21 protein-coding genes and 1 pseudogene are annotated in these 23,578 nt (G+C 72.6%); 15 read left to right on the forward strand and 7 right to left on the reverse strand.

What is annotated here, in order from left to right:
• Positions 1-42: 42 nt before the first annotated feature.
• Positions 43-594, forward strand: coding sequence for a hypothetical protein (locus Dsi01nite_RS53505; protein ID WP_203854228.1), 552 nt, complete (start codon positions 43-45; stop codon positions 592-594).
• Positions 595-597: 3 nt separating this feature from the next.
• On the opposite strand, the gene Dsi01nite_RS53510 is transcribed toward Dsi01nite_RS53505, so the two are convergent.
• The gene (locus Dsi01nite_RS53510; protein WP_239137138.1) at positions 598-1,980 is read right to left on the reverse strand and encodes a sensor histidine kinase; all 1,383 of its coding nucleotides are present in this window, start codon (positions 1,978-1,980) and stop codon (positions 598-600) included.
• Between the two features lie 143 nt (positions 1,981-2,123).
• Between Dsi01nite_RS53510 and Dsi01nite_RS53515 the strand changes: the two genes are divergently transcribed.
• Positions 2,124-4,085 carry a potassium transporter Kup gene (locus Dsi01nite_RS53515; protein ID WP_239137140.1) on the forward strand — a complete coding sequence of 654 codons (1,962 nt, stop codon included), beginning with the start codon at positions 2,124-2,126 and terminating at the stop codon, positions 4,083-4,085.
• A gap of 23 nt (positions 4,086-4,108) precedes the next feature.
• Here the strand turns inward: Dsi01nite_RS53515 and corA are convergent, their stop codons facing one another.
• Positions 4,109-5,125 carry a magnesium/cobalt transporter CorA gene (corA, locus tag Dsi01nite_RS53520; RefSeq protein WP_203854246.1) on the reverse strand — a complete coding sequence of 339 codons (1,017 nt, stop codon included), beginning with the start codon at positions 5,123-5,125 and terminating at the stop codon, positions 4,109-4,111.
• A gap of 269 nt (positions 5,126-5,394) precedes the next feature.
• Here corA and Dsi01nite_RS53525 point away from each other — a divergent pair, with 269 nt between their 5' ends.
• Positions 5,395-7,356, forward strand: coding sequence for an APC family permease (locus tag Dsi01nite_RS53525; RefSeq protein WP_239137144.1), 1,962 nt, complete (start codon positions 5,395-5,397; stop codon positions 7,354-7,356).
• A 16-nt stretch (positions 7,357-7,372) separates the two neighbouring features.
• On the opposite strand, the gene Dsi01nite_RS53530 is transcribed toward Dsi01nite_RS53525, so the two are convergent.
• Positions 7,373-8,071, reverse strand: a complete 699-nt coding sequence (locus Dsi01nite_RS53530) for a cation efflux transmembrane domain-containing protein (protein ID WP_203854231.1) — start codon at positions 8,069-8,071, stop codon at positions 7,373-7,375.
• Complete coding sequence (locus tag Dsi01nite_RS53535; RefSeq protein ID WP_203854232.1) at positions 8,071-8,400, reverse strand: ArsR/SmtB family transcription factor; 330 nt, start codon at positions 8,398-8,400, stop codon at positions 8,071-8,073. The genes Dsi01nite_RS53530 and Dsi01nite_RS53535 overlap by 1 nt, the downstream gene beginning before the upstream one ends.
• A 947-nt stretch (positions 8,401-9,347) precedes the next feature.
• Between Dsi01nite_RS53535 and Dsi01nite_RS53540 the strand changes: the two genes are divergently transcribed.
• The 8 genes from Dsi01nite_RS53540 to Dsi01nite_RS53570 all read left to right on the forward strand — a co-directional run bounded on the left by Dsi01nite_RS53540 (position 9,348) and on the right by Dsi01nite_RS53570 (position 13,653).
• Positions 9,348-9,671, forward strand: coding sequence for a hypothetical protein (locus tag Dsi01nite_RS53540; RefSeq protein ID WP_203854233.1), 324 nt, complete (start codon positions 9,348-9,350; stop codon positions 9,669-9,671).
• Positions 9,668-10,117, forward strand: coding sequence for a MerR family transcriptional regulator (locus Dsi01nite_RS53545; protein WP_239137146.1), 450 nt, complete (start codon positions 9,668-9,670; stop codon positions 10,115-10,117). The genes Dsi01nite_RS53540 and Dsi01nite_RS53545 overlap by 4 nt, the downstream gene beginning before the upstream one ends.
• Positions 10,114-10,431, forward strand: coding sequence for a mercuric ion transporter MerT (gene merT, locus Dsi01nite_RS53550; protein ID WP_203854234.1), 318 nt, complete (start codon positions 10,114-10,116; stop codon positions 10,429-10,431). Before Dsi01nite_RS53545 ends, merT begins: the two co-directional genes overlap by 4 nt.
• A gap of 47 nt (positions 10,432-10,478) precedes the next feature.
• Positions 10,479-10,811 (forward strand): YnfA family protein, encoded by a 333-nt coding sequence (locus tag Dsi01nite_RS53555; protein WP_203854235.1) that lies wholly within the window; start codon positions 10,479-10,481, stop codon positions 10,809-10,811.
• 304 nt (positions 10,812-11,115) lie between these two features.
• Positions 11,116-11,220 (forward strand): DUF899 domain-containing protein, encoded by a 105-nt coding sequence (locus Dsi01nite_RS58115; protein ID WP_239137148.1) that lies wholly within the window; start codon positions 11,116-11,118, stop codon positions 11,218-11,220.
• On the forward strand, positions 11,217-11,696 hold the full coding sequence (locus tag Dsi01nite_RS53560; protein WP_203854236.1) for a hypothetical protein: 480 nt from the start codon (positions 11,217-11,219) through the stop codon (positions 11,694-11,696). Before Dsi01nite_RS58115 ends, Dsi01nite_RS53560 begins: the two co-directional genes overlap by 4 nt.
• Positions 11,697-11,881: 185 nt before the next feature.
• On the forward strand, positions 11,882-12,865 hold the full coding sequence (locus Dsi01nite_RS53565) for an ATP-binding cassette domain-containing protein (RefSeq protein ID WP_203854237.1): 984 nt from the start codon (positions 11,882-11,884) through the stop codon (positions 12,863-12,865).
• A complete protein-coding gene (locus Dsi01nite_RS53570) occupies positions 12,862-13,653 on the forward strand; it encodes an ABC transporter permease (RefSeq protein ID WP_203854238.1) in 792 nt (263 codons plus the stop codon). Before Dsi01nite_RS53565 ends, Dsi01nite_RS53570 begins: the two co-directional genes overlap by 4 nt.
• Positions 13,654-15,808: 2,155 nt before the next feature.
• On the opposite strand, the pseudogene Dsi01nite_RS59125 reads toward Dsi01nite_RS53570, so the two are convergent.
• Positions 15,809-16,939 (reverse strand): annotated as a pseudogene (locus tag Dsi01nite_RS59125) (AfsR/SARP family transcriptional regulator); the annotation flags it as partial.
• A 198-nt stretch (positions 16,940-17,137) separates the two neighbouring features.
• Here Dsi01nite_RS59125 and Dsi01nite_RS53575 point away from each other — a divergent pair.
• The 3 genes from Dsi01nite_RS53575 to Dsi01nite_RS53585 are packed head-to-tail and all read left to right on the forward strand — an operon-like array spanning position 17,138 to position 21,219.
• The gene (locus Dsi01nite_RS53575) at positions 17,138-19,327 is read left to right on the forward strand and encodes an MMPL family transporter (RefSeq protein ID WP_203854239.1); all 2,190 of its coding nucleotides are present in this window, start codon (positions 17,138-17,140) and stop codon (positions 19,325-19,327) included.
• A gap of 57 nt (positions 19,328-19,384) precedes the next feature.
• Positions 19,385-20,548, forward strand: a complete 1,164-nt coding sequence (locus tag Dsi01nite_RS53580) for a sensor histidine kinase (RefSeq protein ID WP_203854240.1) — start codon at positions 19,385-19,387, stop codon at positions 20,546-20,548.
• Positions 20,545-21,219, forward strand: a complete 675-nt coding sequence (locus Dsi01nite_RS53585; RefSeq protein WP_203854241.1) for a response regulator transcription factor — start codon at positions 20,545-20,547, stop codon at positions 21,217-21,219. Before Dsi01nite_RS53580 ends, Dsi01nite_RS53585 begins: the two co-directional genes overlap by 4 nt.
• Here Dsi01nite_RS53585 and Dsi01nite_RS53590 read toward each other — a convergent pair.
• On the reverse strand, positions 21,203-21,769 hold the full coding sequence (locus Dsi01nite_RS53590; RefSeq protein WP_239137150.1) for a LysR substrate-binding domain-containing protein: 567 nt from the start codon (positions 21,767-21,769) through the stop codon (positions 21,203-21,205). The genes Dsi01nite_RS53585 and Dsi01nite_RS53590 overlap by 17 nt on opposite strands.
• The gene (locus tag Dsi01nite_RS53595) at positions 21,741-22,574 is read right to left on the reverse strand and encodes an LLM class F420-dependent oxidoreductase (protein WP_203854243.1); all 834 of its coding nucleotides are present in this window, start codon (positions 22,572-22,574) and stop codon (positions 21,741-21,743) included. Before Dsi01nite_RS53595 ends, Dsi01nite_RS53590 begins: the two co-directional genes overlap by 29 nt.
• A gap of 90 nt (positions 22,575-22,664) precedes the next feature.
• Between Dsi01nite_RS53595 and Dsi01nite_RS53600 the strand changes: the two genes are divergently transcribed.
• Positions 22,665-23,578, forward strand: a 914-nt coding sequence (locus Dsi01nite_RS53600; RefSeq protein ID WP_203854244.1) for a LysR family transcriptional regulator, incomplete at its 3' end; no start/stop codon positions are given.

Raw genomic sequence — 23,578 nt, forward strand, 5'->3', positions numbered from 1 at the left:
CGGCCGGCGGCCACCCGCCGGCCGCGCCCGGCGGGCTGAGCCGTGCAGCTGGTGGTGGCCGGCGGCACGCTCGCCCTGCTGCTGGCCGTCTGGGTCGGCGCGCGGCTCTGCCGGATCTACGCCCCGCGACTGCCGGGTGTGCGCCTGGACGCGGCGGCGGCGTGCCTCGTCGACGAGGCGGCCGACGGCGGCGGCCTGCGGCTCTTCGCATGCGTGCCCACCCCCGAGGGTGGGCCCCCGAGTGCGGTCCCGCCGCCCGAGCTCGGAGCCGCGCTGGTGCTCGAGGTCGCCGCCCCCGGCGACGCCAGGCACATCGCCACGTTGACCGTCGCGGCGCAGCGCCGCGACGGGCGGACGGTGCTGCGCACCGAGTCCTGGGACGTCGCCGACGCCATCGCCGCGGTGCTGCTGCACCTGCGCGACCGGACCGGGCTGACGCCCTCCGTGCACTTCTGCTGGCCGGACCGGCACCCGCTGGCGCAGTGGCTGCAGTTCCTGCTGCTCGGGACCGGCCAGACCGTCCTGCTCACCCGGCACCTGCTCCAGGAGGCCGAACCGGATCCGGACCGGCGGCCCATCGTGTTCGTCAGCTGAGCGCTACTCCTCGGCCCGGATCGCGGCCGGGACGGCGACGGTCATGGTGAGGCCACCTCCCGGCGTGTCGGACGGCATCAGCGTGCCGCCCATCGCCTCGGTGAACCCGCGGGCGATCGCCAGTCCCAGCCCGAGGCCGCCGCCCCGGTCGTGCAGGCGCTGGAACGGCTCGAACATCCGCTCCCGGTCCTGCGCCGGCAGCCCGGGCCCGTGATCCACGACGTGCAGCCGCAGCCACCCGCCCGACGCCTCGCCGCTGACGCGGATCCGGCCGTCGGGCGGGCCGGCCGCAACCGCGTTGAGCAGCAGGTTCGCCAGCACCCGCTCCAGCAGCCCGGGGTCGGCGAGTCCGAGCGGCAGGTCGTCGGGCACGTCGAAGTCGACCCGTCCCCGGTCGGGCAGGTGGATCAGCGCCTCGGCGGCGACCGCGTCCAGCGCGACGGGTTCGACCACGGCGGAAAGGACCCCGGCCTGGAGGCGGCTGAGGGAGAGCAGGTTCTCCAGCACGGAGACGAGCCGGTCGGTGGACTCCTCGACGGTTGCCAGCAGCTCGGCCTGATCCTGCGGCGCCCAGTCGACGTCGGGCTGGCGCAGGCTCGACACCGCGGCCTTGATCCCCGCGAGGGGGGTGCGCAGGTCGTGACCGACGGCGTTGAGCAACGCGGCGCGGAGCCGGTCGATCTCGGCCAGCTCGCGGGCACGGGCCGCCTCGTCGGCGAGCCGCTGGTTCTCGGAGAGGCGGAACGCGGCGGCGGCGAGGCGGGTCAGGGTCTGGCGGTCCTCGGCCGAGACGTGCCGCCCCCACACGGTGAGCCGGAACCCGGGCCCGGCGGGCACGTGCAGCACCGGCCCGCCGGACGGCGGATCGCCCGCCAGGTCGACGGTCTCGTCGCCGCGCAGGAGGGCGACGGCCCGCATCCGGTACGCGAGCCGCACCTGCTCCAGCAGCTGCGGCAGCGACCCCGCGGCGGCGGGCGCCGCACTGATCTGGGCGAGCAGCCGCGCCTCCACCGCGCGCCGGGTGGCGGCGGCCCGCTGCCGTGCGGCGATGTCCACGGCGACCGCGACGGTCGCGGCGACCAGCACGTACACGACCAGCACGATCGCGTTGCCGGGACTGTCGACGCTCAGCGTGCGGTACGGCGCGACGAAGAAGAAGTTGACCAGCAGATCGGCGCCGACCGCGCCGAGCAGCGCGGGCCACACCCCGCCGGCGGCCGCGGCGGCGACGACCGGCACGAGGTACAGCAACGACACGCTGGCCAGCGACACGTCACCGCGCAGCGGGACCAGCGTCGCTGTGACAACTGCCAGGCCCAGCACGGCGACCGCCACCCCGAGCCGGCTTCCACGCGGCGCCGGCCCGCCGGTCTCGTCACCATCCACGCCCGCATTGTCCTCCGCGCCGGGCGCCGATCGGCCGCGCACGGCGACCTGGACCTCCGATCCGTCGTGCCTCGCGGAGGTGCCCGGCCCGGTACTGTGCTGATTGGGAGATGATCATTACCTTGCGGCGTGGGGGCAGCATCGTGACCGGTCGGCAGCACACGGAGGGTGAACCCGCCGCACCGCATGGCGACGGTGGCGGGGTCGGCGGACGCGAGGTGGTGCGCCTGGCGGTCGTCGTCGGCGCGCTCGGGGTGGTGTTCGGCGACATCGGCACCAGCCCGATCTACACGCTGCAAACCGTGTTCAGTCCCGCCGACCCGCATCCGGTGCCGCTCACCACCGACAACGTGTTCGGCGTCGTGTCCCTGATCTTCTGGTCGGTGACGATCATCGTGACCGTCACGTACGTGCTGCTGGCGATGCGCGCCGACAACGACGGCGAAGGCGGCATCATGGCGCTGATCACGCTGGTGCGCCGATGGAACGCGCCGCGCGGTCGCCGCGCGGCCGGCGCACTGGCCGCGTTGGGCATCTTCGGCGCCGCGTTGTTCTTCGGCGACAGCATGATCACCCCGGCGATCTCCGTGCTGTCCGCGGTCGAAGGCCTCAAGGTCGTCCAACCGTCCCTCGAGGACCTGATCGTGCCGATCACCGCGGCGATCATCGTGGCGCTCTTCGCGGTGCAGCGGCGCGGCACCGCCGCCGTCGGACGGGTCTTCGGACCGGTGATGATCGCCTGGTTCCTGGCCATCGCCGCGTGCGGGGTCGCCGGCATCGCCCGGTATCCGGCCATCCTCAAGGCGCTGTCGCCGACCTACGCCCTCGAGTTCCTGGCCGGCAACTTCGGCATCGCGTTCTTCGCCCTCGCCGCGATCGTCCTGGCCGTCACCGGCGCCGAGGCCCTGTACGCCGACATGGGCCACTTCGGGCGGCGCTCGATCACCCGCGCCTGGATGATCCTCGTCTTCCCCGCCTGCGTCCTGAGCTACCTCGGGCAGGGCGCGTTGGTCCTGGCCGATCCCACGACCATCAGCAGCCCCTTCTTCCTGCTCGCACCGCACTGGGCCCGCTGGCCGATCGTGCTGCTGGCCACCGCCGCCACCGTCATCGCCTCCCAGGCCGTGATCACCGGCGCGTTCTCGGTCGCGGCGCAGGCCGCCCGGCTCGGCTACCTGCCGCGGCTGCGCATCACCCACACCTCGGCGTCCACCATCGGACAGATCTACGTCCCGTGGATCAACTGGCTGCTCCTGGTCTCGGTCCTCACGCTCGTCTTCGCGTTCCGCACCTCAGCGGCGCTCGCGTTCGCGTTCGGCATGGCGGTCATCTGCACGATCACCATCACCACCCTGCTGTTCTTCTACGTCGCCCGCCTCCGCTGGGGCGCACCCACGTGGCTGCTCGTCACCAGCGCGTCCGTGCTGCTGCTCATCGACGGGATGTTCGTCGCGGCCAACCTGACCAAACTCCTGCACGGCGCGTGGCTGCCCCTGCTCATCGGCCTGACCGCTTTCACGATCATGACCACCTGGCAACGTGGCCGTGCGATCGTCACCGCCGAACGCCAGCGACACGAAGGCTCCCTGACCGAGTTCGTCGCCGAGCTCGCCGACGGGACCCTGCCGACCAGCACCGTCCACGGCACCGCCGTGTTCCTCAACCGCGGCGCACAGACCGCTCCCCTGGCGCTGCGGGCCAACGTCGAACACAACCACATCCGCCACCAGCACGTCGTCATCCTGTCCGTCCAAACCGACCCCGTGCCCCGCGTCCCCGCCGCTGAGCGGACCACCGTCGATCACCTCGGCCACGCCGACGACGGCGTCATCCACCTCACCGTCCGCTACGGCTACACCGAGACCCCCGACATCCCGGCCGCCCTGCAGACCCTGGACCCGGACCAGACCGAGGGGCAGCTCGACCTCGACCAGGCCTCGTACTTCCTGTCCAAGATCGAGCTCCGCAGCGGACCGGACCCGACCATGGCCCGGTGGCGCAAACACCTCTTCATGGCCACCTCACACATCACCGCCGACGCCGCCGAGCAGTTCGGCCTGCCCCGCGACCGCACGGTCATCATGGGCTCCCACATCGACGTGTAGTCCCGCGTCGGGTTCCCGGCGGATCAGAGCCAGCCGGCGCGGCGGAGGGAGCGGTACAGCAGCGCGGTGGTGATGAGCATGACGATGAGCAGGCCCGGGTAGCCGTAGCGCCATTCGAGCTCGGGCATGTACTTGAAGTTCATGCCGTAGATGCCCGCGAACGCGGTCTGCAGCGCCGCCATCGCCGCCCATGAGGCGATCTTGCGCATGTCGTTGTTCTGGTCGACGGTGACCTGGGCCAGGCGGGCCTGCAGCAGCGAGTTGAGCAGGTCGTCGTAGCCGGCGATGCGGTCCACGACCCGGTTGTTGTGGTCGTTGACGTCACGGAAGTACCGACGGATCTCCTTGCTCATCTTGACGGTGCGGCCGTCGAGGATCATGGTCAGCGGCTGCTGCAGGGGCAGGACCGCACCGCGGAACTCCACCAGCTCCCGTTTGAGCTGGTAGATCTGCCCGATCGTGCTGCCGGCCTCGCGCCGCAGCACCTGGGTCTCGACGAAGTCCAGGTCACGCTGGAACGCCGCCGCGATCTTGAGGTAGACGTCGACGATCCGGTCGCAGATCGCGTGGACGACCGCCCACGGGCCCTGCGCCAGCAGGTCCTGATGTGCCTCCAGGTCGGCGCGGACCGCGGTGAGACCGCCGATGGAGCCGTGACGGACGGTGACGACGAACTTCTCCCCCACGAACATCCGCACCGAGCCGGTCTCGACGACCTCGCTGGTCTCGGTGAGTTCGGTGTGCTCGACGTAGCTGGCGGCCCGCACGACGAGGAACGCGGTGTCCTCGTACCGCTCCAGCTTCGGGCCCTGTTCATCGGACAGGGCGTCCTCGACGGCGAGGGGGTGCAGGTCGAAGACCTCGGCGACCTCGGCCATCTCCGCCTCGGTCGGCTCGTGCAGCCCGATCCACACGAACGCGTCCGCGGTGTCCCTGGCCGCTTCGAACAGTTCCTTGACGCTGCGCTCACCGGGTTGCCGGATGCCGCCGCTGTACAGCGCGCAGTCGACCACCGCGGGACCCTCACGCGACGGCGCCATGACGGGTTCGGGCGCCGCGGCCGTGGACAGCAGACGGATGTTCGGAAGCTGCCACCCCTTGCGCTGCACCACGTGCCGGCACCTCCTCGTCACCGCATACTGCGTCCCGCCACCGGGGACGCCGTAGCACAGCGTAGCGACGTACGGGCCCGAACAGAGCGATCGGTGCGCCTCCTGCCGCCGCCGGCGCGGATCTTGTCGCGTTCTTAACGCCTGTCGGCGTACCGGCCGGTCCGAGCCGGGTGAGGATGGTGCCGGCAACGTGGACGGTGAAGGGAACAGCGGTGGGGCAGGCGGCACAGCAGCAGACTTCCCGGCGGCAACTGCGCAGGTGGCTGCTGGAGGATCTCAACGCCGAGCAGGCCGGCGGCCCGCACGCCAAGCCGAGCACCGCACATCAACGGCCGTGGTGGCAGGTGATGTGCCTCACCGGCCTGGACTACTTCTCCACACTGGGCTACCAACCGGGCATCGCCGCACTCGCCGCCGGCGCCGTCTCGCCCCTGGCCACCCTGATCTTGGTGCTGCTGACGCTGCTCGGCGCGTTGCCGGTGTATCGGCGGGTGGCCCGGGAGAGCCCGCACGGGCAGGGTTCCATCGCCATGCTGGAGCGGATCCTGCCCCGCTGGACCGGCAAGCTGTTCGTCCTGGCGCTGCTGGGCTTCGCCGCCACCGACTTCATCATCACGATCACCCTGTCCGCCGCCGACGCCACCGCGCACGTGCTGGAGAACCCGTACGTGCCCGATGCCCTGCACGGTCAGCAGGTCATCGTCACCCTGATCCTGATCGCGCTGCTCGGCAGCGTGTTCCTCCGCGGCTTCAAGGAGGCCATCGGGATCGCCGTCGGGATCGTCGTGGTGTACCTGGCCCTCAACGCGGTCGTCGTCGCGGTGGCGTTGCAGCACGTCGCGGCGCACCCGCACGTGGTCGCCGACTGGCGGGCGCTGCTGATCGCCGAGCATCCCGACTTCTTCGGTATCGCGCTCGTCGCCCTGCTGGTCTTCCCGAAGCTCGCGCTGGGCCTGTCCGGGTTCGAGACCGGCGTCGCGGTGATGCCCCTGATCAAGGGCGACCCCGGCGACGACCCGAAGGAGCCACGCGGCCGGATCCGCGGCGCGCACCGGCTCCTGACCACCGCCGCCGTGATCATGAGCGTGTTCCTGGTGGCCAGCAGCTTCGTCACCACGCTGCTCATCCCGCAGCCGGAGTTCGAGGAGGGCGGCAAGGCCTACGGCCGGGCCCTGGCGTATCTGGCCCACTCCTACCTGGGCAACGGCTTCGGCACCGTGTACGACATCAGCACCGTGCTCATCCTGTGGTTCGCCGGCGCGTCGGCGATGGCCGGACTGCTGAACCTGGTGCCGCAGTACCTCCCGCGCTACGGCATGGCGCCGAAGTGGACCCGGGCGGTGCGGCCGCTGGTCGTCGTGTTCACCCTGACGGCGTTCCTGATCACGGTCATCTTCGCGGCGGACGTGAACGCGCAGGGCGGTGCCTACGCCACCGGTGTCCTGGTCCTGATCACCTCCGCCGCGGTCGCGGTCACGATGTCGGCCCGCCGCCGTGGTCACCGCAAGACGACGATCGCCTTCGCCGTCGTCACGGTCGTCTTCGCGTACACCACCGTGGACAACGTCGTCGAACGGCCGGACGGCGTCAAGATCGCCTCGCTGTTCATCCTCGCCATCGTGGCCACCTCGCTGCTGTCCCGCATCCTGCGCGTCACCGAACTGCGGATCACCGAGGTCCGCCTGGACCCGCTCGCGCAACGCTTCGTCGACGAGGCCGCCGAGGCCGGCGAGATCCGCATCATCGCCAACGAACCCGACGCCCGCGACGAGGCCGAATACCGGGACAAGGAGTTCGAGCAGCGCAAGCACAACCACATCCCGGCCCGCTCCTGGCCGCTGTTCCTCGAGGTCACCGTCGCCGACCCGTCCGACTTCGAGGCGGCGCTGCACGTGACCGGCGAGGAGCGCCACGGCTACCGCATCCTGAAGATGACCAGCCCCACCATCGCCAACGCGATCGCCGCACTGCTGCTGCACCTGCGCGACGACACCGGCGACCTGCCACACATCTACTTCAACTGGACCGAGGGCAACCCCGTCGTGTACCTGCTGCGCTACCTCTTCCTCGGCGACGGCGAGATCGCGCCCGTCACCCGCGAGGTCCTGCGGGAGGCGGAGCGCGACCCGGAGCGCCGCCCCCTGGTCCACGTCGGCTGAGCCGCCGCCGGCGTGGCTACGCGCGCTCCTGCGGCTCGCAGCAGCCGTCCGTGCACGCATCGGATCTCAGTGCCGCGGCGGGACCGCAGCACGCGTCGCCGCGCCACGCCTCCCGCCCTTCCTTGACGGCAACGGCCGCGATCACCAGTGCCGCCACCGGATCGGCCCACCACCATCCGAACAGCGAGTTGACCGCCAACCCGACCAGCAGCACCGCGGACAGGTACGTGCACAGCAGGGTCTGCTTGGAGTCCGCCACCGCGGACGCCGAGCCCAGTTCACGCCCAGCGCGTCGCTGCGCGGCTGACAGCACCGGCATCACCGCGAGCGACACCGCCGCCAGCGCCAGCCCGACCGTGGAGTGCCCCGCCTGGTCCGCGCCGAGCAGCGCCCGGACCGACTCGACCCCGACGTATGCGGCCAGCGCGAAGAACGACACCGCGATGATCCGCAGCGCGGTCCGCTCGCGACGCTCGTGGTCGGACCCCGAGAACTGCCACGCCACCGCCGCCGCCGACGACACCTCGATGACCGAGTCGAGACCGAATCCGATCAGCGCCGTCGACGACGCCATGGTGCCGGCGGTCAGCGCGATGGCCGCTTCGACGACGTTGTAGGTGATCGTGGCGGCGACGAACAGCCGCACCCGCCGCGTCAGCTCCGCCCGCCGGGCGGGCGACGGTCCGACCGGTGTCAGCGACAGCGGAACGGTCATCAGCAGCACCCCTCGGTGGCCGCGACCGGGCAGGCGGCCGGATCCACGGCCAGCACCAGGCCCAGCAGGTCGCCCAACGCGTGTCCGAGCCGGGCATCGGCGAGCTCGTAGCGGGTGCGCCGGCCCTCCGGCACGGCCACCACGAGACCGCAGCCGCGCAGGCACGCCAGGTGGTTGGACAGATTCTGCCGGCTGGTGCCCAGCGTCTCCGCGAGCTCGGCCGGATACCCGGGGCCGTCCCGCAGCGCCAGCAGCAGTTTGGCCCGGACCGGATCGGACAGAGCGTGACCGAATCTGGCCAGGACCTGTCCGTGCGTCAAGGTCTCCACAACGCCACTGTACAGCGCCAGCTGTATTCAGCGTACGATGAACTGCAACGTCCGGCGACCGGCCGCGGTGCCGACGGAGGAGCCGGTGGGACGTCAGGAAAATGTATGCGCCGGCGTGGCGGCGGGCTTCAACCGGGCACCGACAGCGTTCGGCGTATTGGTTTCGTCAAGGGCACTGGTCGCGTCGGCCGGAAGCGGCTGTGATCGAGGTGGCGGCCGGCGGTCATTCGGTCGCCGCCTCGTGAAGGGCGATGACAGCGATGCGACGTGGTCCCTCATCCCCGAGCGGACGGCTGCGCACGCCGACCGGGATCAGCGTGGCCGGCGGCTGCGCGGCGGTCGTGGGTGCCGTTGTGGCCGCCGCGGCGTTGTTCCCCGACGGTGACACGACAGGACGGGTGCTCGTGCTGGCGATCGCCGTCGGAGTCTACGCGGCCAGGGTCAGGGATTCGTGGGCCGTCCTGAGTGTCACCGGCATCGCGATGCTCATGTTCATCGGATTTCTCGTCAACGACTTCGGCGAGCTCTCCCTGCACAACGACACCTGGCCCGAGCTGGCCCTGATCGGGTTCGCGGCCCTGCTCGGGTGGGGGGCAGCACCGGATGCGGGCGGCACCGCCCATCGGCGGCGCCGGCGAAGACCTTCCGCAGCCGGGCCCGGACAGCAGCGCCCCAGCGAACCACGACACCCGACGCCGCGCCGTGCAGCGCCCGCGACGGACCGTGACGGCGAGGATCGGTCGACGGACGAACCCGACCGGACCGCATGCACAATCGGCGGATCCCTTGCCAGTCAACCCACTCGCGACGCCCCCGGCCGTCAAGACTCCGTATGTCCGGCCAGGGACGCGCAACGCGCCGGGCTTGCATCCGGTACCCAGGTACAGGCTTACCGTCGGAGGAACGGCGTCGCGATGGCGCCGACCGAGCCGAGCAAGGAGCCTGCGATGCACGTCGTCGTCCCCGCCGCCTGCACACTGCCGACGGCCGAGCAGCCGGTGCGGCTGGCAGAGTTCGACCGCCTGTTCACCACCGCCGTCCGCCACGTCGAGACCGTCTCTGCCACCCACGCACGGCTGCGGCTGAGCGGGCCCGCGGGGCTCGAGGCGACGGTGCGGGACCTGGCCGCCCGGGAGACCGCGTGCTGCTCGTTCTTCGCCTTCACCGTCACCCCCGAGCCGGTCGACGAGGGTGAGGCACTGACCCTGGACGTGCGGGTGCCCGCCGAGCACGCCGACGTCCTGGCGTCCCTCACCGGGCGGCCCGCTTGACCCCGCCCGAACGCTTCGGCCTGCGCACCGGTGAGGTCGCCGAGCAGGCCGGGGTCAACATCCAGACGTTGCGGTACTACGAACGCCGGGGGCTGCTCGCCGAGCCGGCCCGCAGCAACGGCGGGCACCGCGTGTACCCGGCCGACACCGTCGCCCTGCTCGGCGTGATCAAGGCGGCGCAGCGGCTCGGGTTCACCCTCGACGAGGTCGCCGAGCTCCTGGACACCGGCCGCCGCCGGCACCCGTCCGCCGACCTCCGGCAACGCGCGATCGACAAGATCACCGAGATCGACGCGAAGATCGCCGATCTGGTGGCGATCCGCGGCACGCTCACCGAGGTCGTCGACGCCCGCTGCGACAGCCTCACCAACTGCACCTGCGCCGACTGCCCGATCCCGTTCCTCACCATCGGCACCACCGAGCACCCCGACGGAGCACCCGCATGAGCCTGCCCCTGCCGACACCCACCACCCGCGACCAGCACCGGGCACCGGCCGTCGACACCGCGCCGCCCACCCGCAGCAAGGTGTCCGGCGGCCTGGCCGTCGTGGCCTGTGCCGCCTGCTGCGCCCTGCCGCTCCTCATCGCCGCCGGGGTACTGACCACCGCCGGCGCCGCGATCATCGAGAAGACCCTCCTGGCCGTGTCCGCCGGTCTCGTCGTGCTGGCCCTGAGCATGTGGTGGCTCCACCGCCGCCGCAGCACCCACGATGCCGCCGCGGCCGGGTGCGGGTGCGGCGGCGCCGGGTGTGGCTGCTGACCGGCCCGACGGCTGGTCGAGCCGCGGTGGTGTGCTGCGATACGACCATGACGATCATCCGGTCCATCCTGTTGTTCCTCGTCGCCGCGCTCGCGGAGATCGGCGGCGCCTGGCTGATCTGGCAGGGCGTCCGCGAGCACAGGGGCCTGCTGTGGATCGGCGCCGGCATCGCCGCGCTCGGCGCCTACGGCTTCGTCGCCACCCTCCAGCCCGACGCCAACTTCGGCCGCATCCTCGCCGCGTACGGTGGTGTCTTCGTCGCCGGCTCCCTCGGCTGGGCAATGGTCGTCGACAGGTTCCGACCCGACCGTTACGACTTCATCGGCGCCGCTGTCTGCCTGGTCGGCGTCGTCATCATCATGTACGCGCCGCGTCATTGACACACGCGCCGCCGGAGGCGTTGACGCCGGGTCTGGGCGGGCGCCCCACCTCGAGGCGCCCGCCGGTGGTGTCAGGTTCGTCGGGGCGACCATCCGCGCCGACATGAGGGAACACAGCTCTTTTGACGAGTGCGGGCGCGTCGCCGGGCGGCGTGGCGCACGTGGCACCGAGTTGACGGAATCCCATGAGGGTGAAGCCGATCAGCGAACCAGATTGCGCACCCGCCGAACCACCCCGTACGCCCCCGCACCAAGCGGACACGAGCGGTTGCGGCGCGCCCCGCGAGTGGGTAAGACGGTTCGTATGCCCCTTCCGCAGGTCACCGACCGGCAGGCCTGGCAGGCGAAGCCCGATGAGCTGCGGGTCAAGGAGAAGGCCGACCTGGGCACCTCGTCCGGCGGTCGGTGAGCGCCATCGGGGTGACCGGGCACCAGAACATCCCGGCCGGCGCGCTCGCGTACGTCACGGCGGGCATCCGGGACCTGCTCGGCGCGTTCGAGCCACCCGTGACGGGCGTCGGAAGCCTCGCGGCGGGCGCGGATCAGCTCTTCGCGGCCGTCGTGGCCGACCTCGGCGGGCGGCTCGACGTCGTGGTCCCGTGCGACGGCTACGACGCGGCCTTCGGCACACCGGCCGACGCGCGGCGGTACCGACGGCTGCTGTCCGCCGCGGCCTCGGTGGAGTGGTTGCCGTTCCCCGCACCATCGGAGGAGGCGTTCATGGCCGCCGGTATCCGCGTCGTCGAGCGCTGTTCGGTGCTGCTCGCGGTCTGGGACGGCCGGCCCGCCGCCGGCCGCGGCGGCACCGCCGACGTCGTCGCCCACGCCCGCTCCCTCGGCCGCCCGGTCCACGTCCTCTGGCCCGCCGGCGTCACCCGCAGCTGAGTGGGCGGCCGGCGCAGTCCGGCGCGATCGGCATGCTTCGGATCGGGTGGCCGGCAGCCTGCACACGCACGACCGACGGGGGCGGGGCGGCCGTTGCGGTCACTGTCGACCTGACGCCGGTCGGACGGGGGCGCTGAAACCACGGTGAAACCGCCGTAATCCGGCCCGACGGCACCGTCGTGCGCATGACGAACATCCCGGCGATAGCCATCACCGGCCTGCGCAGGTCGTACGGCAGCCAGGTGGTGCTCAACGGCATCGACCTGCAGGTGCCCGAGGGCATCATCTTCTCGCTGCTCGGCCCCAACGGGGCCGGCAAGACCACCATGGTCCAGATCCTGTCGACCCTCATCCGTGCGGACGCGGGTGAGGTCCGCGTCTGCGGTCACGACGTGCTCCGTGATCCCGATCGCGTCCGAGCGGCGATCGGGGTCACCGGCCAGTTCTCCGCGGTGGACAGCTTCCTCACCGGCGAGGAGAACCTGCGGCTCATGGCCGACCTGCACCGCCTGGGCCGGGCCGAGGGGCGGCGGCGGACAGCGGACCTGCTGGAGCGGTTCGGCCTCGGGGAGGCGGCGGGGAAGCCCGCCGTGATGTACTCCGGCGGCATGCGGCGCCGGCTCGACCTCGCCATGGGCCTCATCGGCAACCCCCGGGTGGTCTTCCTCGACGAGCCGACCACCGGGCTGGACCCGCGCAGCCGGCGCGACATGTGGCAGATCGTCCGGGACCTCGCCGCCCGGGGTGTGACGATCCTCCTCACCACGCAGCACCTCGAGGAGGCGGACCAGCTCGCCGACCGGATCGCCCTGCTCGACCGTGGCGGGCTCGTCGCCGAGGGCACCCCGGCCGAGCTCAAGCGGCTGGTGCCCGGTGGGCACGTCGAGCTGCGGTTCGCCGACGGCCGCGCCCTGACCACTGCCGCCGCGATCCTGGACGTCGCACCGGAACCGGCCGACGAGTCGCTGGTCCTGCGGGTGCCCGGCGACGGTGGCGTCCGCTCGCTGAAGGTGCTGCTCGACCGCCTCGACGCGGCCGCGGTGCAGGTGGACGGGCTCACCGTGCAGACACCCGACCTGGACGACGTGTTCTTCGCCGTGACCGGTCAGGCCGCCTCGGCCGCTGCTCCGGCAATCGCTTCCGCCTCCGGAAAGGTGACCGCACGATGACCACGATGACCCTGGCCGTCCGCGACTCGGCCACGATGCTGCGCCGTCAGCTGCGGCACACCTCGCGCAACCTGTCCACGATGCTGTCGCTGCTCGCCGTGCCGATCATCATCCTGCTGCTGTTCGTCTACGTGCTCGGCGGCACGCTCGGCGTCGGCCTTGGCGGCGGGTCGGGCGGTCGTGGCGTCTACGTCAACTACGTCACGCCCGGCATCCTGCTCATCACCATCGCCGGCGCCGTTCAGGCCACCGCGATCGCGGTGGCGATGGACATGACGGAGGGCATCATCGCGCGGTTCCGGACCATGGCGATCGCCCGCATGTCGGTCCTGACCGGGCACGTGCTGGGCAGCGTGCTGCAGACCCTGTTCCAGCTCGCCGTCGTCCTCGCCGTGGCCGTGCTCGTCGGCTTCCGGCCCGACGCGACCGCGATCGAGTGGCTGGCCGCGGCCGGGGTCCTCGCCGCGACGACGCTCGCCCTGGTGTGGCTGGCTGTCGCGATGGGCCTGGTGGCGAAGACCGTCGCGGGGGCCAGCAACCTGCCCATGCCCCTGCTGCTGCTGCCCTTGTTCGGTAGCGGGTTCGTGCCCACCGACACGTTGCCGGTCGGGCTGCGGTGGTTCGCCGACTACCAGCCGTTCACCCCGATCATGGAGACGCTGCGCGGCCTGCTCCTCGGCACCCCGATCGGCAACAGCGTGGTGCTCGCGCTCGGCTGGTGCGCCGTGATCGCACTGGTCGGCTACGTGTGGGCGAAGCGGCTCTACAACCGGGACCGCACCCGCTGACCAGTCCTCGCGGCCCGGTTCCGGCGTGCCGGGCCCGGGCCGCGTCGTCGGGCCTCACTGATCGAGCTGGCACCCGTCCGCGGTCGTCTCCTGATCGATCGGGCGCTCGAGCAGGAGGTCTGCCGCCGCCGCGCGGATTCCGGCCCGGTCCAGGCCGGCGTAGGACGACACGGCCTCCTCGTACGCTGCCCGGTCGGCCTGCTCGGCATCCGCGCGGGCCGACGCGGCGGCCATCGTCGGCTGGAAGTTGCGCAGGAACCGGCTCCGCTCGGCCAGCGCGATCATCCGGGCCGCCGACCGGGCGAGGTCCGGGTCGTCGCTCCATCTGGCGCGCCAGGTCCGCCGTGGCGATGGCCAGCAGCAGGGTGCCGCAGATCGTCTGCTCGATCAGGTGCGGCGGCGGACTGACCAGCGGATGGGTCAACAGGTGCGTCAGCCGTCCCGGCAGCGCGTCGGCGACGTCGGCGACGAGGTCGAGCCGGCCGTGCCGGGCGTGCGCGACGACGGCCACCGACCGCGCCTCCACCACCCACGGGTCCAGTTCGAGCGGGACACCGGCGGACGCGGTGGTGCCGACCTCCCGGACCCGGTCGACGACGCGGCGCCACAGCCGCAGGCCGGCCTCCACCTCACCGCGGGCGAGCAGCACCTCGCCCCGGATGCCGAGGTCGTAGCCGACCGTCCTGACCTCCTCCTCGTCGAGCGCGACCTGCGTGAGTCCGTCCAGCCACCGCTCTGCCTCGACGGTGTCGCCGATCTGCAGGTTGGCCAGCACGAGCCAGGCCCGGACACCGACCGCGTCGACCCGGGCGCCGAGTCGCTGCAGCAGCGGCAGCGCCGCGACCAGGTGATCACGGGCCTGCGCACCCTGCTCCAGCTGCAGACAGAGCTCGGCCACCCGGCCGTGGCCGAGCGAGCGCAGCCACGGCAGGTCCCGGTCGGTGAAGACGTCAAGCGCCTCCCGGGCGGTCTTCAGCGCCGTGTCGACGTCGCCTGCGGTCTGCCAGGAGTAGCTGGCGAGCAGGTTCGCGGTGCCGGACAGCAGCGGCTCGGTGCTGTCGCACAGCCGTTGCAACGCCACCGGGTCGCCCAGCGCGCCGATCACCGGGCCGATCGCCCGGATCACCGTGTCCGGCTGGGCCAGGCCGAGCCGGCGCAGCGCGACGACCGCCCGCGCCGGCCGTGGCCCCTCGGCGCCGAACGTCGACACCACGGCTATGGTCAGGGCGGCCCGGGTCAGCTCGACAAAGGCCGGCTCCGGCCGGTAGTGCGACAGCGACCAGGAGGTCTGCCGGATCAGCGTCGTGAGCCGCGGGTGGTCCGACTGGAGGCTCCACAGGCCGCCGAGCACCGCGGCGATCGCCGCGACGGTGGGCCGGTCGTCGCGGCCGAGCGCCAGCCGGAGCGCCTGGAGCAGGTTCTCCTGCTCCGCCTGGACCGCGTCGAGCGCGTCGTAGGGGTCGGCGCCGAGCAGGCTCGCGTGGTTGGTCATGCCGAACACCCGTGCCCACCCCAGAAACGCGGTCGTCACGTCGTCGGTCTCACCCGCCGCCGTCAAACGCGCGGCACTGAACTCCCGGACCGTCTCGAGCATCCGCAGCCGGCTGCCCGACGGGGTGTCGTACACCTTGATCAGCGAGTGGTCGACCAGGTGCTCGAGCACCATGAGCACGTCCACCGTGCGCGTGTCCGTGGGCGGCGCTTCGAGCAGCAGGCGCGCGGAGCCGGTGGTGAACCCGTCGGGGAACACCGACAGTGCCCGCATCGCCGCCTGGCCGGCCGGTTCGAGCAGGTTCCAGCTCCAGTCGACAACCGCGTGCAGCGTGTGGTGGCGTTGCGGGGCATCCCGGGCACCGCCGCGCAACAGGCCGAACCGGTCGTCGAGCCGCCGGGCGATTTCGGCCACCGACATGATCCGCACCCGTGCGGCGGCGAGCTCGACCGCGAGCGGCAGCCCGTCGAGGTGGCGGCACAGCTCCTCCACGGTTGCCGCGGGCAGGTCGACGCCCAGCCGCGCCGCCCGCGCCCGCTGCCCGAACAGCTCGACGCTCACCGGCAGGCTCAGCGCCGGCAACTGGTAGACCGACTCCGACAACAATCCCAGCCGCGTCCGGCTGGTCGTGAGGATCCGCAGTTCGGCGGTCATCGACACCAGCGTGTGGACCAGGTCGGCGGCTCCGGCGACGACGTGCTCGCAGTTGTCCAGCACCAGCAGGGACGGGTTGGTGGCGAGCGCGGCCGTGATGGCGACGGCGACGTCGCCAGTGCCCGAGGTGTGCCCGACCGCGCCCGGCGTCCGGTGCTCGCCCACCCCGAGGGCCGTCGCCACCTCGCGGGCCACGTCGTCGTCGGCGACGATGCCGGCGAGCGGCACGAGCGTGACCGTCGGCACCTCGGCGCGGCGGGCGACGGCGTTGGCGAGCCGGGTCTTGCCGAGACCGCCGGGCCCGACGATCGAGGTCACGCGGGAGGTCCGCAGCAGCGCCTCCACCGCGGCGACGTCCTCGTCCCGGCCGAGCAGCGGGTTGGGCTCGTACGCGACGCCGTGCCGGACCAGTGGCACCATGCCGTGCAGCAGCCGCCGGTGCTCGTCCTGCAGCGCAGGGCCAGGATCGGTGCCGAGCTCATTGCGCAGCGCCCGCCGGTAGGCGTCGTAGCGGGCCAGCGCCGTGGCCGGACCGACCGTCACCGCCTCGCACCGCAGCAGCTCGAGCAACACCTCCTCGTCGCGCGGCCGCTCGGCGGCCAGCTCGGCCAGCCGGTCCACCGCCTCGGCCGGCCGGCTGAGCCGGGCGAGGCAGAGCGAGCGGGCCCGCACCAGGGTGCGGTAGGTGTCCCGCCGCTCCGCCCGTAACGCGGTCACCGGGCCGTCGGCGTCATCGGCCGGGCCGGGCCCGGCGCCACCCCACAGCGCCAGGCCGGCGTCGGCGTGCGACAGCGCGGCGGCGTGGTCGCCGGCACGCGAGCACCGGGCGGCCGCCGCGGCCCGGACCAGCACCGCCGAGCTGTCGACCTGGTCCTCGGTCAGCGCCAGCCGGTAGCCGGTCACGGTCCGCACGACGATGTCGGCGCCGAGCTGGGACCGCGCGCGGGAGACAAGGATCTGCAGGGCCTTGGGCGGGTTCTCCGGCTGCTCGTCCGGCCAGAGCCCGTCGACCAGCCGACCGACGCCGCAGCCGGTCTGCAGGTCACCGGCGAGCAGGGCGATGAGACCCTGCAGCCGTGGACCCGCGATCTCCCGGTCACGGAAGGCGATCCGGGACAGCAGGACAAGATCGGGGACCACGGCACCAGCCTATCGATCCCGGGCGCGGCAGGTGGCGGTCGGCGAGGCGGACCACCTGCGCCGCTACTGCCGCTGCAGGAGTCCGGCACCGCCGGCATGGTTCGGATCGGGTAGCCGGCGGCCTGCACACGCACGACGACACGGGGTGGGGTCCGGCAGGATCGTGGTGTCTCCAAGCATGCGGATTGGAGACGACCTGTGGCAGCGACGTTGGCTCGGCTCGGCCGGTGGTGTTTCCGCCGCCGGGGTCTGGTGGTCCTCGGGTGGCTGGTGATCCTGGCCGGGGTGATCGTCGGCGGGCTGAGCGCCCCGTCGGTCCCCGACGACGACTTCTCGGTCCCCGGCGTCGAGTCGCAGCAGGCGTTCGACGTGCTGCGGGAGCGGTTCCCCGGGATCACGGCCGATGCGGGCGGCGCGACGGTCGTGTTCGTGGCCCCAGCGGGCGGGCAGGTGACGGCGGCGCCGCACCGGGAGGCCGTCGAGGCAGCGGTGCGGCGGCTCGCCGGCGGCGGGCAGGTGGCCATGGTGTCCGACCCGTTCGAGGGCGGCGCGGTCAGCGGCGACGGGTCGGCGGCGTACGCGAGCGTGACCTACACCGTCGGCGCGGCCGGGGTCAGCGACGCCAGCCGCGCGGAGATCGCCGCCGCCGCCGGCACCGCCCGGCAGGCCGGGCTGACGGTCGAGGCCGGCGGCAGCGCCCTCGAGGGTGGCGGGGGCGGACCGGCGGGCACCGCCGAGCTGATCGCCGTGGCCCTCGCGGCGGTGGTCCTGGTGGTCACCCTGGGGTCGCTGATCGCGGCGGGGCTGTCGCTGCTGACCGCGTTGCTCGGGGTCGCGGTGAGCATGCTGTCGATCCTGGCGCTCAGCGACGCGCTCGGGCTGTCCGCGACGACCGGGACCCTCGCGCTCATGCTGGGTCTCGCGGTCGGGATCGACTATGCCCTGTTCGTGGTGTCGCGGTACCGCGAGGAACGGGCCCGTGGGCTGCCGGCGGTGGAGGCGGTGTCGCTGGCGGCCGGCACCGCCGGTTCGGCCGTGGCCTTCGCCGGGCTGACGGTGGTGATCGCGCTGGCGGGGCTGACCGTCGTCGGCATCCCGATGCTGACGAAGATGGGCCTGACCGCGGTCGCGGCGGTGGTGGTGGCGGTGCTGATCGCGCTCACCCTCGTGCCGGCGGTCCTCGGGTTCGCGCCCGAGAAGGTGCTGTCCCGGGCCGCGCGCCGCGGCTCCGGGAGCACCAGGACCGGCGCGGGCGGCACCCGGTGGGCGCGGTTCGTGCTGCGCCGGCCGGTGGCGGTCCTCACCCTGGGGGTGGTGCTGCTCGGGGCCCTCGCCGTGCCCGCGCTGGGACTGCGGCTGGGCATGCCGGGCGACGAGGCCAAACCGACCTCGACCACCGAGCGCCGGGCGTACGACGCGCTGGCGAAGGCCTTCGGGCCGGGGTTCAACGGCCCGCTGATGTTCGTGGTCGACGCGAAGGGCGCCGCCGACCCGCAGGCGGCGGTCGAGGCGATCGCCGGCCGGGTGGCCGGGACCGCCGGCGTGGTGTCGGTGTCGCCGCCGCACTTCAACGACGCCGGCGACACCGCGATCTTCGACGCCGTCCCGTCCACCAGCCCCACCGACGCCGCGACCATGGAGCTCGTCCGTGACCTGCGGGCGGCGCGCTCCCGGCTGGCCGCCGGCACCGGCGCGACGTTCCAGGTCACCGGGACCACCGCGGTCAACATCGACCTGGCCGGCAAGATCCAGGGTGCGTTGCTGCCCTACCTGGCCACCGTGGTCGGGCTGGCCGTGCTGGTGCTGCTGGTCGTGTTCCGGTCGGTCCTGGTCCCCGTCAAGGCGGCGCTCGGCTTCCTGCTGTCGGTGCTGGCCGCCCTGGGCGTGCTGGTCATCGTCTTCCAGAAGGGCTTCGCCGCGGACCTGCTCGGCGTGTCGCAGACCGGCCCGATCATGAGCGCGGTGCCGATCTTCCTGATCGGGATCGTGTTCGGGCTGGCCATGGACTATGAGGTCTTCCTGGTGTCGCGGATGCGGGAGGCGTACGTCCATGGCGAGGCACCGCGGCAGGCGATCGAGTCCGGCGTCCGGCACAGTGCCCGCGTCGTCGTCGCCGCCGCGCTGATCATGATGGCGGTGTTCGGCGGCTTCATCAGCGAGCAGGACCAGTTCATCAAGATGATCGGGCTGAGCCTGGCCAGCGCCGTGCTGTTCGACGCGTTCGTCGTCCGGATGGCGATCGTGCCGGCCGCCCTCGCGCTGCTCGGTCACCGCGCCTGGTGGCTGCCGCGCCCGCTCGACCGGGTCCTCCCCCGGGTCGACGTCGAGGGTGGGCACCTCGACCGGAACCCGGTGGCGCCGGTGCCGGTGGGCAGCGGCGAACGCTGAACGTGGGCCACGGCCACACGGGATACTCGACGTCGGCACGGGACACGAGGAGCGCGAGTGGAGTACGCCGAGCGGCATCCGCGGCTGACCGACGCCGCCGTCGCGGTCGCGTTGCTCGCCGGCGCGGTCCTCGGGGTGCACCTCGTCGGCCCGGGCGAGGGCCGGCCGAGCGGTCTCTGGGTCGCCGACGTGCTGGCCGGGCTGGCCTGCCTGGCGCTGCTCAAGGCCCGGGAGCAGCCGCGGGCCGTGGTCGTGGTGACCACGGCCTGCGCGGTCGTGATGGGTGCCCTCGGCTACCTGCTCACCCCGTTGCTGCTGGCTCCGGTGATGGTCGCGCTGTACTGGCTGGCCGCCTCCGTCGCCGCCCGGACCGCGTGGATCTACGGCGGCTGCAGCACCGCGCTGGTCGTCGGTGCCGCCGTCGGGATCGACGACCTCGACCAGACGGTGGTGCTGCGCATCATCGGGCCGGCCCTGTGGCTGCTGCTGCCGCTGTCGATGGGCAGCCGGTCCCGCCTGCGCCTGGCCTACCTCGACGCGGTCCACGCCCGGGCCGAGCACGCCGAGCGGACCCGCGAGGAAGAGGCCCGGCTGCGGGTCACGGAGGAACGCATGCGCATCGCCCGCGACCTGCACGACGTGGTCGCCCATCACATGGCGGTGGCCAACGCCCAGGCCGGCACGGCGGCGCACCTGCTCGGCAGCGACCCGGACCTCACCCGCAGGCTCCTCGCCGACCTGCAGGTCACCACCTCCTCGGTCATGCTCGAGCTGCGCGACACCGTCGGCGTCCTGCGTCAGGCCGGCGACGCGGATCCGCTCGAACCCGCGCCGGGGCTGGCCCGGCTCCCGGACCTGCTCGAGGTGTGCGGGTCGGCGGGGCTCGCGGTCACGCTCACCGTCGAGGGCGAGCCGCGGGACCTGCCGCCCGGGGTCGACCTGACCGCCTACCGCATCGTCCAGGAGGCCCTGACGAACGCCACGAAGTACGCCGCGCCGGCAACGGCCACCCTGCGCCTGCGGTACACCAGCAGCACGCTGACGATCATGGTGGCTAACGCCACCCGTACCGACGCCGCAGCACGCGACACGAACGGCTTCGGCATCATCGGCATGCGGGAGCGGGCCCACGCGGTCGGGGGTGAGCTGCGGGTGCACGCCGCCGGCGCCGGTTTCGAGGTCGTCACGGCCCTTCCGCTGCACCGCGGGGTGGCGCCGTGACGGTCCGCGTCCTCCTCGCCGACGACCAGGCGCTGCTGCGCGGCACCTTCCGGATGCTGATCGACTCGTGCCCGGATCTGGAGGTCGTCGCCGAGGCCGCCGACGGCGCGCAGGCCGTCGAGCTGGCCCGGGCGCACCGGCCCGACGTGGTCGTGATGGACATCCGGATGCCCGGCACCGACGGCCTGACCGCCACCGGGACCATCTGCGCCGACCCCGAGCTGACCGGCACCCGGGTGCTCATCCTGACCACGTTCGAGAACGACGAGCACGTCGCCCGTGCCCTGCGCGCCGGCGCCAGCGGCTTCCTCGGCAAGTACGTCACCACTGACGCGCTGCTCGAGGCGATCCGCACCGTCGCCGCCGGCGACAGCCTGCTGTCCCCGGGCGCGACCAGGGCGCTCATCGCACAGTTCCTGGCCACCCCGCCGCCGGGGCCGGCCGCCGCGCCGGCCGCCGCGCCCGGCCTCGGGGACCTGACCAGCCGCGAGCTGGAGGTCATGAAGCTGGCCGCCGACGGCCGGTCCAACGCCGAGATCGCCGGCGAGCTGCACCTCAGCGTGCTCACCGTGCGCACGCACGTCCAGCGGGCGATGGCGAAGCTCGGCGCCCGCGACCGGGCCCAGCTCGTCGTCCTGGCCTACAAGAGCGGTCTCATGTCACCGGACTGATCCCCGCCAGCAGGTCCACGAACTGGGCGAGATGGGCAGACTCCAGGCCGCGGCGGGTGGTGACCGCGGCGACGTGCCGCACCGGCCCGTAGGGGCCGAGTTCGACGACGGTCTGGTCCGGCGAGTCCTCCAGCGCGACCCGCGGGATCAGGGAGACGCCGACGCCGGCCCGCACCAGGGCCTGGGCGAACAAGTAGTCGGTGGTGGTGGCGGCGATGTCCAGCTCGATGCCGATCCGGGCGGCGTAGCGCCGCAGTTGGGCCTCCGTCTTCAGGCAGCCCAGCACCCACCGCTGGTCGGCGAGCTCGGCCAGGTCCAGCCGGGTCCGCGCGGCGAGGGGGTGGGTGCGGGGCAGGACGGCGTAGAGCGGGTCGTCGGGCAGCGGGGTCCATCGCAGCCGGCGCCGTTCGCCGGGGGTCAGTGGCTGCGGTTCGTCGAAGGAGTACGCCAGCGCCAGGTCGACGGCGCCCTGCCGCAGCGAGCGGGACGTGCTCAACGTGCTGGGCGGCGGCCTCGCCGAGTCATTGGGGTAGCCGCGCGTGGCGCTCAAGGAACGACTCGACATCGTCCGGATCCTCCAGCGGCAACGGGTAGACGATCAGCCTGTCGACACCGAGGTCGGCGTAACGGCGGGCGTCGTCGGCGGTCACCGGCGTCAGCGGCTGGAAATTGATCTCCAGCGGCCCGAGCCGGGCAGGGCGGTCGACCTCGCTGGCAGCCCTGGCCAACCCTGCCAGGTGACCGGCGAGGTCGTCCGGGGTGTCGCCGTTGCCCAGCCAGGCATTGCCCCGGCTGACTGCCCGCCGGAACGCCGCCGGGCTGTGACCACCGACGACGATCTGCAGGCCGATCGGTCGCGGATAGGCGTCGATCTGATCGAACGTCACATGCCGGCCGGCGTAGGACGGCCGCGGCTGGGTCCACAACGCGTCCATCGCGTCGAGATACTCGTCGGTGCGGGAACCTCGCTCGGACATCGGCACCCCCAACGCGGCCAGCTCGGGCTCGAGGTAACCCGCGCCGATGCCGAGCCGCAGCCGCCCGCCGGAGAGCACGTCCAGGCTCGCGACCTGCTTGGCCAGGACGAGTGGGTTGCGCTGCGGCAGGATCACGATCCCGGTTCCCAGTTCCAGCACGGTGGTCACCGCCGCCACGTACGCCAGGTGAATCAGCGGATCAAGGATCGGGTCGGTCGGTTCCATCGGCGCCGGCGGCACCCGAGGGTTGGGCAGCACAACGTGTTCACCCGCCCACCACGAGCGATACCCGAGATCCTCCGCCCGCCGTGCCAGCCGTACCGTCTCGGCCGGTCCGAGGGTCGCCTTGGCGTTCAGCCCTGCCACACCCAACTGCATGCGCCCGTCACCTCACTCCTGGAATACGCAGATTCATGCTCCGACAGCGATGTCCGCCGGGTCCAAGACCTGTTCGTATAACCTTTGGCTATGGATGCGCACCTCCGGGATCTGCGATACTTCGTCGCCGTCGCGGAGGAACTCAGCTTCACCAGGGCCGCCAGCGACCGGCTGTTCATCTCCCAACCAGCGTTGAGCAAGCAGATCCGCCAGCTGGAACGCTCCCTACGGACCACGCTCTTCGAGCGCCACCACCGTTCGGTCACGCTGACAGCGGCGGGCGCGGCCCTGCTGCCGCAGGCCCGTCACATCCTCGAGCACTGGGACGACGCCCGCCGCGCGATCGCGGGCGCGCAGGACAGGATCCTGACCGTTGGCTTCCAGACCAGGATCAGCCGTGGCCTCATTCCCTCGGTCACCGCGGCGATGGAACGGATGCTGCCCGGCTGGCAGCTACGGTTCCGCCAGATATCCTGGGCCGACCCCACCACCGGTCTCGGCGACGGCGAGGTCGACGTGGCCATCGCCTGGCTGCCGGCCCCCGACGGCTATTCGACGAAGCTGATCCAGTCCGAGGACCGATGGGTCGCGTTGCCCGCCAACCACCGCCTGGCCGACCGCGAAACCGTGCCGTTCACCGACCTGGCAGGCGAGCCGTTCATCGCGCTCCCACCAACGGCCGGCGCCCTCCGCGACCACTGGCTGGCCACCGAGCAACGGGCGACCCCGGCCCGGGTGGTGGCGACCGCCGCCACCGCCGACGAGGCGCTGGAAGCGGTCGCCTCAGGACTTGGCGTCGTGCTGCTGTCCGCCGGCAACGCCAGGATCTACCAGCGGGACGACATCGTCTGCCGCCCGGTCACCGGCCTGTCGGCCAGTCAGCTCGCCGTCGTCTGGCGCACCGGCGACAACCGTGAGGCGGTCCGCGTCTTCATCGACGCCAGCTGCCTGTGCAGCGCACTCGCCAACGAGCCGGCGACACCGGTACCAATCCCGGCGCCTGG

Origin of the sequence: Dactylosporangium siamense (assembly GCF_016862795.1) — a bacterium.
In the GTDB taxonomy this organism is placed as follows: domain Bacteria; phylum Actinomycetota; class Actinomycetes; order Mycobacteriales; family Micromonosporaceae; genus Dactylosporangium; species Dactylosporangium siamense.